Origin of the sequence: Chitinophaga sp. LS1, assembly GCF_034274695.1 — a bacterium.
In the GTDB taxonomy this organism is placed as follows: domain Bacteria; phylum Bacteroidota; class Bacteroidia; order Chitinophagales; family Chitinophagaceae; genus Chitinophaga.
The window spans coordinates 3,714,848-3,729,901 of the sequence record NZ_CP128362.1 but is presented as its reverse complement, the minus strand read 5'-3'; the positions used below and the strand labels follow the sequence as shown (position 1 = coordinate 3,729,901).

Below are 15,054 nucleotides of genomic sequence, written 5' to 3'. Positions count from 1 at the left end.
CCAGGAGGGGGAACTACAGTTTGTTTATCATCAATAAGTTGAATCGCGGGTGGCCATTTTATGCTTTGTCCTGCTCATATTCAGTATTCCATTCATTCGCATCTTCCCCTTTGTGACCATCCATTTTGATCAGGAAGTTCTTGGCAGGGAAGTATGGTTTCAGGTGTATATCGAGGTGAATACGGTCTTTTTGTAAAGGATCCTGTTCGAAACGGCGGATGTTGAAATCTTCGATCAGTTTATCCGGACCTGTGATGCTATCCAGGAAGCGGATGATCTGTTTCATCAGGTCTTTGCGGGTATTGGCATTGAAGTTTTCAAATGCACGACGGTTCAGGAAGTCCATCAGTACTTTGGTTACGTAGTCAAATACACGAACGACGGAGTAGGTTTGTAAACCGATATTATCTCCATTGAACAATGTCTTTGCACTGAAGGCCATGACCTTGCCGTATTCCTTTACCATTGGGATGAGGCCCATTTTTTCAAGGCTGGCAATTTCACTTTTCTTCAGTTCGAACTTCACACCATCTACTTCGTTGATACCGCCGAATTTCTTACCGGCAGTGACCTGCGACATGAGGGTTTTATATATTTTACCTGCCAGTGCGCCGGAAGGTGGAACGTATAGGTTGTCCTGCTCATTGATCTCGTCGAATTTACCACGGCCTACGAGCCAGTTGGCAGTCATGATCACATTGGAACGATGGATTTCGCCACCGGTCAGGTTAGCCAGTTCAAACATTTCCATTACGTCATCCGGAGCATCCAGGTGAGAGAAGTCTGTGACCAGCATGGCTTTGTTTTCATAGGCGATCTTCGCCCATTTTTCCAGCACCTTGTTGGAACCCAGGTAACCAGGCAGGATCAGTAAACTGTAGTTATCACGCAGATCGAGACGATCGTAGTTAGCAATCAGTTCCTGCTGAATGGCGTCAATGAAGCGGGTATTATCTAAGTCTTTTATCTGATCGGCCTCCACGTTGATGAAGGAGATGTTTTTCACTTTGTCAGACTCAGTATTTTTAAAGAACAGGGCGACGTTGCGGTAAGAAGTTTCCAGTTCTTTGGTCGCTTCTACAGCTTCGGCCAGGTTATGGGTCAGTACGTTGCCTGCCTGTTCGGAATGTTCAGTACAGTAAGTTACCATATCCGGGAGGTCCTGAGCTTCGGTGAGCACTTTTTCCCAGAGTTCCAGTGTTTTTTTCAGGTAGTCTCTTTCTCCTTTTTTGGAGCTTTCGGTCAGGAAGATATTGCGGCGGGCTTTACGTTCGGGATTGAGGTTTTGTACGCCTTCGATGGTGCCTTCCAGCAGATCAAATCCGCCGTATTTGGCCAGTATATCGAGATTTTCCTGTAGTGATGCGGATTGTTTTTGTCCGGGCGCGGTTTGCAGTTTTTCTTCCTGCTGTCCCCCCTGTTGTTTTTGTAATTCTGTCATGGGTAAGAATTAATTGGTACGAACTACTTTTTCAGATCTGCCAGCAGCTCTCTGATGGAACCCAGCAGGGCTTCTCTGGCTGCAGGATCTGCCAGTGCAGCTTTCAGGATCTTGTTTGTTTTCAGGTGTTTCATGATCCTGAGGTACTGTTCTTTTTCAGTAGAGAGGTCGTTCAGGAATTTGCTCTGGGCAGTAATACCTTTCACGCCAAAGTCACCCAGGTTATGGAATTCCAGGTTTTCGGGGATGGTACGGCCGTCGGCATCATGATAGAGCATGTTGACAGTAGGTTTATAATGCTCAAACACATCTTCTACAGAAGTTAATCCCTGTACTATCTCCGGTTTAACAGGGGTTTGCTGGGTCAACTTTTCAGCAAACAGGGTCCGGTTATGGGAGATTTCAACAATGGCCTCATTGGCGTCGAGCTTCACCTCGGTGCCGCCAATTCCGTAATTATCATTCATAATAAATGGTTTTTACTACAATAAATGCGCTATGGTTCTACATTGTAAGTTAACGAATATCCCAGACTAACCCGCCATTTCCATCCACGTCCAGTGCTACTTTCTGGTGTGGTTGCAAGCTTCCTTCTATGATCATTTTTGAAAGCGGTTTCCGCAGTTTGGCACGGATCACTTCTTTCAATGGTCTTGCTCCGTACTGTGGAGAGTATCCTTCTACGGCCAGCTGTTCCTTTGCAGCAACAGACACTTCGAGTTCAATTTGTTGTTGCCTGAGCAATTGCAACAGGTGTTGCAAATGGATGTCAAATATCCTGACTACATTTTCGGCTTGTATGGGTCCAAACGGCACGATTTCGGTCAGACGACCCAGGAATTCAGGGCGGAAATTTTTTGCCATTATTTCCATCAATTGTTGTGATGGCGGGATTACGCCCTGACGGAAAGAATGAGCAATGATTTCACTGCCTATATTGGAAGTGAACAGAACGAGGGCATTGGAGAAATCGCCTGTTTTACCGAGGCGGTCATGCAATTTACCTTCATCCATGATCTGTAAAAAAATATCGAATACAGAAGGGTGGGCCTTTTCAATTTCATCAAACAGTACAACAGCATAGGGTTGCTGACGGATCTTATTTACCAGCAGACCACCTTCTTCATAACCAACATAACCCGGAGGGGCTCCATACAACAATGCGGCTGAATGTTCTTCTTTGAATTCAGACATATCAAACCGGATCATGCTTCTCTCATCCTGAAACAAAAAATTTGCCAAAGATTTGGCCAGTTCTGTCTTGCCGGTACCTGTAGGGCCAAGGAAGAAGAAGGAGCCGATGGGTTGCCCGGGCCGGCTCAGGCCTGAACGGGATTCCAGGATGGCCTCAGATACGGTTTTCAGGGCGTGATCCTGCCCTACCACACGTTTGCGCAACTCCACATCCATGTTCACCAACCGCTCTCTTTCACTGGATTGGATCTTTCCGAGGGGGATACCGGTGTTTTCTGCAATCATGGTAGCCAAATCCACGGTTTTAACCGCATTGTGGACTTCCATGACCTGATGATCCAGTTGGGTCAGCATATCGCCTAAAACAGCCTTTAAAGCCGCAATATCTTCGATCTTAGAGACTTCCTGATCAATATGCAGCCTTGTGGTGAGCAAAGCACTTAAGCGCTGCATACATTGCTGGTACCACCAAAGTAATTCCGTACGATCGTCTTCGATAGCTTCAAATTGCTTACGCAGATCGTCAACTACCTGCTTACCTGTATCTGCTGTAGTACGAATAGCCGCCAGCGTACGGTCTAATAAATTGATCGCACTATCCGGCAAACTACGTTCTTTGAGATAACGGCGTGACAGGCGGATGGCTTCTGTGATCACTTCGTTATCCACAGTGAGGTTGTAATAACTTTCATAATCAGGCATCACTGCTTTGATCATTCTTGCGGCCAGGGCCTCGTCTGGTTCAGGCAGGTTCATGGTTTCAAAACAATGACGGAGCAGGCTATCCGGTTCTATCATTTTGCGGAAACCTTCAGGGGTGCAGGAACCGATCACGATGAGTTCTCCCTTGCCAATAGCAGCTTTGAGCACATTACCCATCCCACCGGCAGAGCCGGGTTGCTTGTCCAGCAAGGTGTGGAGGTTGTCGATGAACAATACATGACGACCTCTCTCCTGCAAATGGGAGATGATCTGCTGGAGCCTGTCTTCCAGTTCGTTTTTATACGCAGCACCGGCTATGAATGCACCATAGTCGAGTGCATACATATCAGTTTGTAGTAACTGTGCAGGGGCTTGTTTTTGCACGATGGCTCTTGCGAGTGCTTCGGCCATACTTGTTTTGCCCACACCTCCTTCACCTATCAGGAGAATGCTGGAACGCCCTTTACGGGAGAGGATTTCCAGCATGGTACGTACTTCTGCATCTCTGCCTGCCAGTGCATGCTTCATTTGCAGGTACTGAGGGTCAGTGAGGCGATAAATGTATTTCAGTTTTCCTGCGGCAGCGGGTTGTTTGGGAATGCCATTCAAATTGGGTTGCGGCACATCTTTGATAAAATGTGTGAGCAACTGTGTACGCTGTACAGGAAATGATTTGAGTTGTTCGAAAGTAAAACCTACACCCGGGGTACTAATCGCTACCAGCAAACACCAGGCATCTGCCATATCCATATCGTATTCCAGACGGATAGAATCGGCTTCCTGTAGTACATTGCTGGCATTGTCATCGGCCTCAGGCTCATCCGGAATACGGGCACCTTTGGGTAAACCATCCAGTCTTACTTCGGCCCATTCTTCGAGGTAATATATATCGATCCCCATTGCCTGTAAAGCGGCAGTGAGATTCAATTCTTTATGCAAACATGCCAGTAAAAGGTGTGCAGGAGTATATTGCACATGCTGATGTTCCTTGGCGAGGGCCTGGGCAATACGTATGGCAGCCTGCACCTCCGGAGCTTGAATTGTATAAGTAGCCAGGGTCATTTGGATGATTCAAGGTTTTTCTAAAAATATTATCCTATCAAGGGTTAATACTATTTTGGGTCATTATTACGGGGTAAAGATACGCGAAAATGTATATAAATTATTTATTAAGCGGTTTATCATTGCCCTTTTCCTCATAGCTGTTGAAACGATAAAAGTTTTACCACTCCCCTGTTTTTATTACGGTAATAGTTAAACGACTACAATTCAATCAGATTTAATCACAATGTAATTCTTATACACATACATTTAAATCATCACTTAATAATTAATCATTAAACGAAAACCATCAATTTTTTATTTTATTAACAGGGGTAGCGGATGTAATTTTAATCGAAGAAACGTCGAACTAGCATCGAAGAAGCGTCGAAGAACACTCGAAGAACACTCGAAGAACACTCGAAGAACACTCGAACAACACTCGAAGAAAGCTTAAACAACATTCGAAGAAAGCTTAAACAACATTCGAACAAACGCCGGACAAAAAAAATTTCCAATATCTCACAGAATAAATATCTTCGTGGTGACCATATTTCTCGTTAATCCGGCAATTGAAATTGATATAACCCCAATTCATTGCCTACACCATAAATTTATTGTTAAAAACAAAACCTTCAAGGTATGTCATTCAAAGCTGTAATGCGATTAGACGGTGAAGAAATCAATGTACTGGACTGTCAGTTTTCTTTTACCCAACACACAGATCATAATGGTAAGCCCGCCGCCCGCCCCATCGGAGGCTCATTGACCGTTCTGCTTGAGTCAGACGGCGACACCAATCTGTTTGATTGGATGATCTCTAATACGCAGACAAAGAGTGGCAGTATCATCTTCTATCGCCGTGATGCGATGTCCAAAATGAAGGAGCTCAAATTTACCGATGCTTATTGTGTAGAATATTTTGAGCATTTTCAGGCCAGCGGCGAAATTCCTATGCAGGTAAAGCTGGTACTCTCTGCCAGGGAAGTACAGCTTGGTAGCTCTACCTTCCAGAATCCATGGCCACAGGCTTAACATAATTGCGTATGGCACAGTGATTTTTTCAGCACTGTGCCATCTGTTTTTTTGGCCCAAAAATGGTATCAAAGTTTGACAGATTTGGTTTTGGAAAGTAAACTAATACTGTATGAGAAGATTTATGATACTTTCGGGACTGCTATCAGGAATATCCGTTCACGTTATAGCTCAGAAAACGATTTGATGTGTATGATCATCAGCCGCATTGTTGTATAGTAATGTAACCACAACTAAGGATGGTAATGTGAATGAATTACCGGGATTTAATGAATGGAATGTACTTTCAGGCAATACCCTGCAACTGACTGTAAATACAGATGACTACATCATCAATTATACGATCACTTTCTCTGGTGAAAGTGTGGCACTGAAACCTTTACAGGGCAGTGGTATTTCTAAAATCTTGAACCAGCCATTAGTACTGAAAGAGAGACAATAACTGCATGAATAAACATCTTCCAATCACCCACACAGTACTGAAATAGAAACAATAACTGTAGCATGAATGAACATAATCCGATTGCCCAACTGGTGCTGAAAATCCAGCAGGCCTGGATGGACAAAGTCGCTAATAAACCTACATTCAAATTTGTAAGTGTGCTGATCAAGCCTGAGGAATCGCGGGTGTATGAAGGATTTTGTAAACTGGAATCGACTGCGAACGGTCGGTTACCAGAGGTATTTGTAACACAGCTGACAGCATTCACAGATACAGATACTTTCAGTGGTGCATTGAGATCCCACAATTATTAGAAAGAGGATTACGGATTGCCAAACAAGGGATGTTGCAAAAAGATCCTGCCTGCTTACCACTGGTTATACAATTTTACGGTTACCAGGCAGCCTATGCACAAATCAGGAGACGATTCTCTGAAGCAATCCCTTTATATATACAACAGGCAGAATTTGCAGAACAGCAAAATTTGCCAACTTCGGCACTGAATGCCTGGTACCAGGCAGCAGAGTTCTGCAGGCGTAAAGATACAGGCAGACATTATGATGTGTTAGAAAGAGGATACAAAGCAGGCGTCCATTTATCGGATGATGAAATCAGCGCCTCTATAATATATTTATATACTACGTGACTACTACGGGTATGCGCTTGCAAATAAGCTATCTACAATAATAGAAGATATAGATGCCAAAATGAACCGTTTATTCGGTCCGGAATGGAAGGCGGATGTAGATAAAATCAGGAAAACACGCGCCCCCATGTTACTACCAACCGAAATTTCCAATACAATTAATTGAAAATCAATCATAAAAAATATTACCCTACAAAGTTGGTGGGGTAATAGAAATTCCCTTATCTTTGTGTTGTTAATAACAGGCAATCATCTAAAAATTTAATCACATGCCTAACAGAACAACATCAGAAAAATTCAATGGCCAATTTTGTTCTACAACCCCAAATGCCTGCTGTTGTATGTGCATGTGACACTAGCCTATTATACCGTTTCTTAAAAATCGAACTACCATTAACAAATCAAATCAACCTTACTACCATGGCCACTATCAATAACAATTTATACAGATACGCTGACATCGCTCCTGAATTTGAAGTTGAATTTTTTCCTAAAAGAAGCCAGGACAGAACTCCGATCCAACCATTACAGGCAGGTGAGACTTTACCTTCCTTCCATATACATAAAAAGAACATCATTGCTACTTCTGATACGCTCAAAACACTGAATGGTTCTCTGCCTGTAACACAGGTAATTGACGGTCCACTGGTGCTGGCGTTCCATTCTATTCACTGGAATAACTATGGTAATACACTGCTGGAAAAACTGCAGGAAGTATATGCTGATATCCGTGTATTAGGTGGTCAGCTGGTAGTAGCAACAACTGATGATAAACAAACTTTTGAAAACGCTACTGCACAGTATCAGCTGCCATTTGCTACGATCTTTGATCAGTACAATGGTATCGCTAAGAAGGCAGGCTTATATGCTACGACTGACCCTATCTGGGATAGAGTAGCAGGTATCGAAGCAGATGTACCGGTTCCGGGTATTTATGTGCTGACACCTTCTCTGAAAGTTGTGTATGCGAGTGTGGACAAATGGTTTGACCAGCCATTTGCAAAAGAAGCCCTGCTGGAAGCTTTGGAAGCAGCTAGCCAGGAGCAGGAACATGCAATTGCTATATAAGACTATACATATTTTGAGCAGTAAAAAAAGCTTTTGTCTTTCGACAAAAGCTTTTTTTATGTATATTACTTTCATGTCTACTAAACGTCATGATGAAGATGCCTCCACCTGGACCACCGTTGTCTGGACGACGTTGCTGACTATCATTGGTTTTGGTTTTGCCTTACTGCGGTATATGCAGTTTTATCACAGCTTCGACGCAGGTAGTTTTACCCGGCTATCCAGGGTAGAACTTTTCATTTACCGGGCTACCGGTCAGTGGGGCCTCATTGCTATTATGCTCCTCATGGGTTTTGTGGGCCTGTTTAATGCGATTATTGCTTTTCGTGAAGTAAGACGCAGGTAACCTGTGGTGGATGGGCAAATGCCTGCCAGGCCGCTTCTGATTCTGCTACTGATAAATCATTGTTGAATACCACTATGCGATAACGCTGCCTGTACTCCCTGCCATATTCCAATCGCCACTGCTTCATTTTCGTCGGACTGTAATTCAACATCAGTTCCCCATGTTGTGCTTTATCATCCCATATACGCAAAGGTTGCGGTGCGTCAAAATTGTCAGGTGCACAGAGGATTAACATGCCAGAACGACCTTTGGCAGTATTGCCTGTTATTTTTACCCAGCGGGCGCGGGTGCTGTCTGTATTATTGCGGGTGGTACCGGCATTGGTGATCAAAGTGGTATTGTCTGCTTTCCAGTCGGCAGTGGCCCTTAAACCAAATCCGCCACCGTAGCGGTATTGCAGCAGGGTAATGCCATCTGTTACAGCGCAATTCAGTGTTGAGGTGTAATCCCATATATAACGGCTGGTATCCTTACCACTGGAATAGACTTTTACATCCAGCAATTCATCTATGGCTGGCTCCTCCCCTGCTACATGGCGTTGCAGTGCTTTGAACCCTCCCCATACGTTGCCCATGGTTTTGCTTACAAAACTTACAAATTCTACCCGGCCTTCTTTCTTTTGCAGGTTCCAGAAGTCAACTTCTTTTCCTTTGAAGGAAGTATGTGTCCAGGGGTTCCAGATGCCATAGTGATGATAATGATCCTTGGGCTGTATATTGGTCAGTATCTGGCCATTGGGGGCATATAAAGGGTGGATAAACCCACTGCGCTGATAAATACTATCTACCCCGGGAGGTGCTTTCATCACGGATGCATGATATTGTAAACGCACCTTGTCCAGGTCTGTGAGTGTCAACACCCCTGTGCTATCAACAACAGACCAGATAGTATTTGGAATTAGTTTTGATTGGTGCGGCTTCTCTTCCAGCTCAAATACACGTGTTTCTCCGGGTTGGGTATTACCCCTCAGTAATATCCAGATCCTGCCGGGTTCGACCTGGAATGGGGTTTGAATGCGTTCTTTCCCTTTGATCTCTAACAGCTGCATCTGTTCTCCATCCGCCAAATTATCGAAAGCTGTACTAACGGGTAAATTCGCACAGGAATACCCTCCTGCTTTTACAGTAAACCGGGCTACCTGCTGTGCCTGCAAATGGATAGTGCAACACAGCAACAACAAAATAAGGGTACTATTTTTCATAACCGACTATTTCAGGATTGCACCTGTACCCGGCCTGTCGGCATAGTAGATCTTCCCGTCTATGATCTTCACACCATCCGCCACATCTTCTGCCAGTAACAACGGACCATCCATATCTACATAATCCAGGTAAGGCAACAGGTGGGCCACTGCCGATGTGCCGACTGTACTCTCATTCATACTACCGGTCATCACTTTCAGGCCCAGTTCCCGTGCTTCGGCAATCATCCTGCGGGCAGGCGTGATTCCCCCACACTTGGTGAGCTTGATATTGATGCCATGGAACAACCCTTTGCAGGCAGCTACATCTGACTCAGTGATACAACTCTCATCGGCGATCAATGGCAGTGCAGATTTCGCAAATACTTCTTTCATACCTTCCCTGTTTTCAGCAGGCATAGGTTGTTCGATGAACTCTACGCCCAGTTCTGCAAAAGCAGCGGCATTGCGCAGGGTTTCTTCCACGCCCCAGGCACAGTTCGCATCGACTCTGAAGGTGGCATTTGTATGCTTGCGTAATTCTTTTATGATAGCAATATCATCTTTTGTACCCAACTTGATCTTGTAGATGGGCCAGGGAAATTCTTCCAGCTTTTTCACCATGTTCTCTACGGTATCGATGCCGATGGTATAATCCGTCATCGGGTTATGAGCGATATCGAGTCCCCACACTTCATACAGTTTCTTCCCTTGTATTTTCGCATACAGGTCATGAGCTGCCAGGTCCAATGCACAGAGTGCAAAGAGGTTATCTTTCAGCAGAGGGTACATGGTTTCCCAGAATGCTTCAGGTGTTGTAAGCTGATAGTTTTCGATGAGGGCACGGTGGGCATTGATATCTTCCATGAGCCGGGGTACGGTCATGTGATAATAAGCATTATCAGCAGTTTCTCCCAGGCCACTAAATCCATCCTGTTCCAGGGCTACGACCAGTAATGGCTGTACATCTTTGGACTTACGTGAGATCGTAAATGTATATCTAAACTTTAATTCGAATGGATGTAGTGTCAATTGCATAGGATATAAATATAATAAAACATTCAGGAAAGCGAATATTCTCCCACGGGAATGAAACCCATTTTCAAAAAAAAGGGCAGTATCTGGTGATACTGCCCTTTTCAAACTATTTACACTAAAAGCTTATTTCACTTCTTCGAATTCTGCATCGGTTACACCTTCATTGCCAGCTGTGCTGCCATGAGGTTGTTCCTGACCGCCCTGTGGTTGTGCACCACCTTCCTGTGTAGCTTTGTACATTTCTTCAGAAGCTGCGGTCCATGCGTTGTTCAGTTCAGCTACAGCTGCATCTACAGCTGCTACTTCCTGTGTTTTGTGCGCTTCTTTCAGCTTGCCCAGGGCAGCTTCAATCGGTGCTTTTTTATCTGCGGAGATCTTGTCACCATATTCCTTCAGTTGTTTTTCTGTCTGGAATATCAGGCTATCTGCCTGGTTCAGTTTCTCGATCTTTTCACGTGCTTCTTTATCGGTAGATTCGTTCGCTTTTGCTTCAGCTTTCATCTTTTCGATCTCTTCCTTGCTCAAGCCGCTACCTGCTTCGATACGGATGTTCTGGCTCTTACCAGTTCCTTTATCTTTTGCAGTTACGTGCAGGATACCGTTCGCATCGATATCGAAGATCACTTCGATCTGAGGAACGCCACGTGGTGCCGGAGGAATATCGTTCAGGATGAAACGGCCCAGTGTACGGTTCTGAGCAGCCATTGGACGCTCACCCTGCAGTACATGGATCTCAACGCTAGGCTGGTTGTCAGCTGCGGTAGAGAAGGTTTCAGATTTCTTACTGGGAATAGTTGTGTTAGACTCGATGAGACGGGTCATTACACCACCCATAGTTTCGATACCGAGAGACAGTGGGGTTACGTCCAGCAGCAGTACATCTTTTACTTCACCGGTCAGTACACCACCCTGGATCGCAGCACCAATCGCTACTACTTCATCAGGGTTTACACCTCTGTTTGGTTTTTTACCAAAGAATTTCTCTACTACTTCCTGAATTTTAGGAATACGGGTAGAACCACCTACCAGGATCACTTCATCAATTTCGGAAGCACCCATGTTCGCATCTTTCAGTGCTTTACGGCAAGGCTCCAGTGTTCTTTCCACCAGGCTGTCGCTCAGCTGTTCGAATTTAGCGCGGGTCAGTTTTCTCACCATGTGCTTAGGTACGCCGTCTACAGCGGTGATATAAGGCAGGTTGATTTCAGTTTCCTGAGAAGAAGACAGTTCGATCTTTGCTTTCTCTGCTGCTTCTTTCAGACGCTGCCATGCCATTGGATCTTTGTGCAGGTCAACCGCTTCGTCCTTTTTGAACTCTTCAGCCAGCCAGTCCATGATCACTTTATCGAAGTCATCACCACCTAAGTGAGTATCACCATTGGTAGATTTTACTTCAAATACGCCATCGCCCAGTTCCAGTACGGATACGTCGAAGGTACCACCCCCTAAGTCAAATACTGCGATCTTGCTATCCTGGTGTTTCTTGTCCATACCATAAGCCAGTGCAGCTGCGGTAGGTTCGTTGATGATACGGCGTACATTCAGACCAGCGATTTCACCAGCCTCTTTTGTAGCCTGACGCTGAGCGTCGTTGAAGTAAGCAGGAACAGTGATAACTGCTTCGTTTACTTCCTGACCCAGGTAGTCTTCTGCAGTTTTCTTCATTTTCTGAAGGATCATTGCAGAGATCTCCTGTGGTGTATATAATCTACCGTCGATGTCAATACGGGTCGTATTGTTTTCACCTCTGGCTACTTTATAGCTCCAGTGAGGAATTTCATTAGACACCTCGTCAAAATGGCGCCCCATAAAACGCTTCACTGACATAATGGTGTTAATTGGGTTTGTGATAGCCTGACGTTTTGCTGGGTCACCCACTTTTCTCTCCCCGTTCTTCAAAAACGCTACCACGGAAGGGGTCGTCCTGCGCCCTTCATCATTTGCAATTACTACCGGCTCGTTACCTTCCATTACGGCAACGCAAGAGTTGGTAGTTCCTAAGTCGATACCTATTATCTTTCCCATAGTTTATATAATTCTCGATTGTAGTTGTAGATAGATTTGTCTTCTTCGGGCTATAAGTCAATCTTTATGCCAACGGGATATGACATGTAATTATGTCAGTCGAGATTGTCAGTATCGTAGAGGTGCCTACCCATAACGGTTCGGCATAGTATTTGACCCGATTGCCAAAATTTTGACCTTATATTATGAAAAAATCTATTCTTGCTGTACTGCTGGTAGCTTGCGCTGTAGCAGGTGCCAAAGCACAAACCCTCACTTTCGGCGTTAAAGGCGGTTTAAATGTAGCCAAACTGACAAACGTTGATAATTCACATACAAGAGCTTCTATTTACGCAGGTGGTTTTGCCAATTTTGCGCTGAATGACATGTTTGCCGTGCAGCCAGAATTGCTGTATTCCGGTCAGGGGTTCTATTACAGGGATGCTTTAAATAATAAATACACGACCAAACTGGGTTACATTAATATCCCCGTGATGTTTCAGGTTCATCTGGTAGAAGAGTTCTTCCTCGAAGCGGGCCCCCAGGTAGGTTTGCTGGCATCTTCCAAAGTAAAGGCTGGTAAAGTGACCGTTGATACCAAAGATGACATGACAACAGCTGATTTTGGATTAGGCTTTGGCCTGGGCTACCAGTTCCCTATCGGTGTAGGTGTTACTGCACGCTATATGTTTGGGCTGACGGATGCATATAAAAATGCCACAGAAACACATAAAAACAGTGTTGCGAGCATTGGTTTGTCTTATACTTTCAATAAGAAGTTTAAGTTATAATAGTTAATATACACTGCTTTAAAAACGCTTTTACCTGCGGGTAGAAGCGTTTTTTTTTAAGAGGAGGCCCTGCGGCAGCAAGGAAAAGGTCGATTTTTTTCTTTCCTGATGAGACGCACTTACTGAGAGGGGAAATCTGGAACCGATCCGTTACCTTTGCCGTTCGCAACAATGTTTCAGCATGAGTGTAGTATTAAATATAAGAACGGCTGCGGCCAAGGCCATCAAGGCCATTTTTGATCAGGAAGTTCCTGCTCAGGGTATTGCCATCAATTCTACCAAACCTGAGTTTGAAGGTGAATACACCATCCTTGTTTTCCCTTTTACCAAATTCAGCCGACTGAAACCGGAAGAAACCGCTGATAAACTGGGTGCTTACCTGGTAGCTAACTTCCCTGACATCATTGCTGGCTATAATGTCATCAAAGGGTTCCTGAACCTTTCCATTGCTGAAAAGTACTGGGTACAGGACCTGCAACAACGCTTTAATACCAGAAATATTGGCAGAAAACCAGCCAATGGTAAGAAGGTAATGGTGGAATACTCTTCTCCTAACACCAACAAACCACTGCACCTGGGTCACCTGCGTAATAACTTCCTTGGCTATGCAGTATCCGAAATTCTGAAAGCCAATGGTTATGAAGTCATCAAAGCAAACCTCGTCAATGACAGGGGTATTCATATCTGTAAATCCATGCTGGCATGGCAGATCTTTGCCCATGGCGATACCCCGCAAAGTACCGGTATCAAAGGTGATCACCTGGTAGGCGACTACTATGTGAAGTTCGAAAGTATCCTGAAAGAACAGACCGAGCCGATCATGATCAGAGCACTGGAAAATGATTTCAGAGACTTTAGTGGTGAAGACCTGGACAAAGTACAGAAGCTGGTCACTGCCGCTCAGAAGCCTGAAGTAAAGGCTGATGCAGAAAAAATCAAAAAGATCAACGACGATATCAAGGAACTGGCAAGGAAACAAACAGAGATCATGCAGCAGGCAAAGATCATGCTGCAACAGTGGGAAGCTGGTAACCCTGAAGTACGTGCCCTGTGGAGTACTATGAATGGCTGGGTGTACGAAGGTTTTGATAAAACTTACAAACGACTGGGCATCAACTTCGACAAGATGTATTATGAGAGCAATACCTACCTGCTTGGTAAAGACCTCGTAGAAGATGGTCTGAAAAAAGGTGTGCTGTTCAAAAAAGAAGATAACTCTGTATGGATTGATCTCACTGCGGATGGGCTGGATGAAAAACTCCTGCTGCGTGGCGATGGTACCTCTGTATATATCACGCAGGACCTGGGTACTGCCCGCCTCAAGTACGAAGACTTCCACATGGATCGTAGTGTGTATGTGGTGGCAGATGAACAGAACTATCATTTCAAAGTACTACAGCTGATCCTGCAAAAAATGCAGGAACCAGGTGCGGATGGCATCTTCCACCTGTCTTATGGCATGGTTGAATTACCTAATGGTCGTATGAAAAGCCGTGAAGGTACCGTGGTAGATGCAGATGACCTGATCGATGAAATGATTGCGACTGCAAAGGCTAATACCAACACCGATAAACTGAAAGACCTGAGTGATGATGACCTGGATGGCCTGTATGAATTAATTGGTCTGGGTGGTCTGAAGTTCTTCCTGTTGCGTGTGGATCCTAAAAAGAAAATGGTATTCGATCCGGAAGAATCTATTGCATTGCATGGTTTTACCAGCGCCTTTGTACAATATGGTCATGCACGTATCAAATCAATTCTCCGTGATGTAAATCCTGATGTCACAAAGCTGGAAGGCTACTGTCATAAGGGCAGCTTGTTGCCATTGGAGAAGGAACTGATCCTGCTGAATGAGCAATATGAAACGGTGCTGGAAGAAGCGGCGAATGAAATGAGTCCGTCTGTCATTGCAAATTATGTGTATAATCTGACGCAGACTTTTAATAGTTTCTATGCTGAAAAAGTAGATGGTGTGTATACCTATTCTGTAACCAAAGCAGAAACGCCTGAAAAGCAGAAGCTGCGTACACAAATCATTATGCTGACTGCCAATACAATCAAGTCCGCGATGAAACTGTTGGGTATTGATGTACCTGAGAAAATGTAAATATTTCTAAAAAAAGCTT

The 15,054-nt window shown here is 44.5% G+C and carries 14 protein-coding genes; 8 read left to right on the top strand and 6 right to left on the bottom strand.

Features of this window, described 5'->3' with window-relative positions; translation table 11 throughout:
* Nucleotides 1–58: 58 nt before the first annotated feature.
* From QQL36_RS15445 to QQL36_RS15435, 3 genes are read right to left on the bottom strand one after another with little or no spacing between them, the layout of a single operon-like run.
* On the bottom strand, nt 59–1,441 hold the full coding sequence (locus tag QQL36_RS15445) for a DUF5458 family protein (protein WP_321570188.1): 1,383 nt from the start codon (nt 1,439–1,441) through the stop codon (nt 59–61).
* 23 nt (nt 1,442–1,464) lie between these two features.
* Complete coding sequence (locus tag QQL36_RS15440) at nt 1,465–1,908, bottom strand: hypothetical protein (RefSeq protein ID WP_083720388.1); 444 nt, start codon at nt 1,906–1,908, stop codon at nt 1,465–1,467.
* 49 nt (nt 1,909–1,957) lie between these two features.
* Nucleotides 1,958–4,399, bottom strand: a complete 2,442-nt coding sequence (locus QQL36_RS15435) for an ATP-dependent Clp protease ATP-binding subunit (RefSeq protein WP_321570187.1) — start codon at nt 4,397–4,399, stop codon at nt 1,958–1,960.
* 621 nt (nt 4,400–5,020) lie between these two features.
* On the opposite strand from QQL36_RS15435, the gene tssD reads away from it, so the two are divergent.
* The 6 genes from tssD (at nt 5,021) to QQL36_RS15405 (ending at nt 7,915) form a co-directional block, all read left to right on the top strand.
* The gene (gene tssD, locus QQL36_RS15430; RefSeq protein ID WP_083720391.1) at nt 5,021–5,413 is read left to right on the top strand and encodes a type VI secretion system tube protein TssD; all 393 of its coding nucleotides are present in this window, start codon (nt 5,021–5,023) and stop codon (nt 5,411–5,413) included.
* Between the two features lie 208 nt (nt 5,414–5,621).
* Nucleotides 5,622–5,855, top strand: coding sequence for a hypothetical protein (locus QQL36_RS15425; RefSeq protein ID WP_321570186.1), 234 nt, complete (start codon nt 5,622–5,624; stop codon nt 5,853–5,855).
* 62 nt (nt 5,856–5,917) lie between these two features.
* Nucleotides 5,918–6,169 (top strand): hypothetical protein, encoded by a 252-nt coding sequence (locus QQL36_RS15420; protein WP_321570185.1) that lies wholly within the window; start codon nt 5,918–5,920, stop codon nt 6,167–6,169.
* A gap of 29 nt (nt 6,170–6,198) precedes the next feature.
* The gene (locus QQL36_RS15415; RefSeq protein ID WP_321570184.1) at nt 6,199–6,501 is read left to right on the top strand and encodes a hypothetical protein; all 303 of its coding nucleotides are present in this window, start codon (nt 6,199–6,201) and stop codon (nt 6,499–6,501) included.
* A 420-nt stretch (nt 6,502–6,921) separates the two neighbouring features.
* Nucleotides 6,922–7,569 (top strand): redoxin domain-containing protein, encoded by a 648-nt coding sequence (locus tag QQL36_RS15410; protein ID WP_179090966.1) that lies wholly within the window; start codon nt 6,922–6,924, stop codon nt 7,567–7,569.
* Nucleotides 7,570–7,627: 58 nt separating this feature from the next.
* Nucleotides 7,628–7,915 carry a hypothetical protein gene (locus tag QQL36_RS15405; protein ID WP_083720395.1) on the top strand — a complete coding sequence of 96 codons (288 nt, stop codon included), beginning with the start codon at nt 7,628–7,630 and terminating at the stop codon, nt 7,913–7,915.
* Here the strand turns inward: QQL36_RS15405 and QQL36_RS15400 are convergent.
* From QQL36_RS15400 to dnaK, 3 genes are all read right to left on the bottom strand, one after another.
* On the bottom strand, nt 7,884–9,116 hold the full coding sequence (locus tag QQL36_RS15400; RefSeq protein WP_321570183.1) for a PmoA family protein: 1,233 nt from the start codon (nt 9,114–9,116) through the stop codon (nt 7,884–7,886). The two genes, QQL36_RS15405 and QQL36_RS15400, sit on opposite strands and share 32 nt — an antisense overlap.
* A gap of 6 nt (nt 9,117–9,122) precedes the next feature.
* Nucleotides 9,123–10,133: a dipeptide epimerase gene (locus QQL36_RS15395; RefSeq protein WP_083720397.1), complete on the bottom strand. Its 1,011-nt coding sequence runs from the start codon at nt 10,131–10,133 to the stop codon at nt 9,123–9,125.
* A 123-nt stretch (nt 10,134–10,256) separates the two neighbouring features.
* The gene (dnaK, locus tag QQL36_RS15390; RefSeq protein WP_083720398.1) at nt 10,257–12,158 is read right to left on the bottom strand and encodes a molecular chaperone DnaK; all 1,902 of its coding nucleotides are present in this window, start codon (nt 12,156–12,158) and stop codon (nt 10,257–10,259) included.
* Between the two features lie 185 nt (nt 12,159–12,343).
* On the opposite strand from dnaK, the gene QQL36_RS15385 reads away from it, so the two are divergent.
* Both QQL36_RS15385 and QQL36_RS15380 read left to right on the top strand, forming a co-directional pair.
* Nucleotides 12,344–12,928: a porin family protein gene (locus tag QQL36_RS15385; RefSeq protein ID WP_083720399.1), complete on the top strand. Its 585-nt coding sequence runs from the start codon at nt 12,344–12,346 to the stop codon at nt 12,926–12,928.
* Nucleotides 12,929–13,109: 181 nt separating this feature from the next.
* A complete protein-coding gene (locus tag QQL36_RS15380) occupies nt 13,110–15,035 on the top strand; it encodes an arginine--tRNA ligase (protein ID WP_321570182.1) in 1,926 nt (641 codons plus the stop codon).
* Nucleotides 15,036–15,054 lie beyond the last annotated feature (19 nt).